The sequence below is a fragment of the Actinoplanes sp. NPDC049599 genome (assembly GCF_044465625.1).
Classification (GTDB): domain Bacteria; phylum Actinomycetota; class Actinomycetes; order Mycobacteriales; family Micromonosporaceae; genus Actinoplanes.
The window spans coordinates 1-1,479 of record NZ_JBITLX010000078.1 but is presented as its reverse complement, the minus strand read 5'-3'; the positions used below and the strand labels follow the sequence as shown (position 1 = coordinate 1,479).

Below are 1,479 nucleotides of genomic sequence, written 5' to 3'. Positions count from 1 at the left end.
CCAAGCCGTGTCCGGGCTGATTCGGCCACGGCAACATGTCGAGGAAGCTCGTTACCAGCACTTCGTCGACGTCACGATCGCCGCGGTCGAAATACTCGTCGAAGAACTCCAGCACGCTTCTCCAGCCCAGGGAGTCGTCTTCCCGCAGGTAGGCGCCGACGATCCGGTCGGTGAAACCTGCTCCAATCCCGAAGATGACATGGGGTAAGAGCTCACCCATGTCCTCGAGATGATCGTCGTAGTCCGACCGGAGCACCGGGAAGCGATCGACGAAGGCTTGAACAAACTCAGTCGCTGTCGTCACTGCTCCATCCTTTCAGCGCTGGTGCCAGCGTTCGGCTGCGGCCAGACCAAAGCCGCAGTGACAGGGACCACCAGACCAATCGTCACGCTCGACGAGCCCTTACCGAATCCTTGACGTGGACCTCTCGCCGGAACGCCAGATTTAGAGGCGCATCAAGTGGCTGACCGGCGCAGGTGATCAGTTACTCCGCGTTACTCCGCGGACGTCGCTACACTGCGCGATCATGCGTCTGTTCCGGAAGAAGGCACGTCCCGAAGCTGAGACCATCGCCGAGTTCTGGAAATGGTGGGCGACGGCACGCGACGACGTGGCGGCGGCAATCCCCGCCGGCGCGGTCCGGGACTTCGCCGACGAGCTCAGTCGTCGGGTCAAGGCCATCCACTCCGACCTGCAGTGGGAACTGGCTCCCGGCACTACCTCCGCACACGCGTTGGTCGTCACCTCCGGCGGGCAGGCGACGCTACGCGCCACTGCGGCCCGGTGGCTGGCCGCCGCTCCACCTGCCGACGACACCTGGTCCTATCGCTGCGTACGCGCCGCCGATCCATCGACCTTCGAGTCCACCATCGAACTCGACGGCCACAAGCTGGAGCTCACGCACATCCGGTACGGCATCACCGTGGACAAGCAGCGCCACCAGATCGACGTCGTCTGCCACCACCCCGCATTCGCCAGCCTGCCGGACAACATCCAAGGTCAGATCACGTTCCTGACGCTCGACTGGGCGATCGGTGAAAACGACGTGGAGATCTGGCTCGGCGACATCGGCTGGACCGCGACCCCGCCGGCGAACCCCACGACACCACAACAACTCCGCCACGCGGTCACGGCCGTCGCCAACGACGAGGACTCCTGGGTGCTCATGGAAGGCCAACGACAGGACGGAACACCGCTGCTCGCAACGGCGGCCTCCCCGCTGCGCTCCGCCCGCTGGCCACGCTTCGACCTGCATGTGCCGATCAGGCTGCCCTACCAGCGATACAACGACGGGCTTCTCCCCGTGGACGATTCACTGACCGCTCTACGCGCCTTCGAGGACGAGTTGCGCGCCGCCATCGCAACCAACGGCGCGCTCGTCGCGCACGAAACCAGCGGCGGTATCCGCACAATGCACTTCTACGTCGACTCGCAGACCAACGCACTAGCCGAAATCGAGTCGCACCTGACGCGGTGGA

2 protein-coding genes are annotated in these 1,479 nt (G+C 64.6%); one reads left to right on the top strand and one right to left on the bottom strand.

Features of this window, described 5'->3' with window-relative positions; translation table 11 throughout:
• Window positions 1-304 (bottom strand): hypothetical protein (locus tag ACIBQZ_RS43270; protein ID WP_396094783.1); only part of this gene is annotated, 304 nt, incomplete at its 3' end.
• Window positions 305-527: 223 nt separating this feature from the next.
• Here ACIBQZ_RS43270 and ACIBQZ_RS43265 point away from each other — a divergent pair.
• The coding region (locus ACIBQZ_RS43265) for a DUF695 domain-containing protein (protein ID WP_396094782.1) at window positions 528-1,479 on the top strand (952 nt) is incomplete at its 3' end.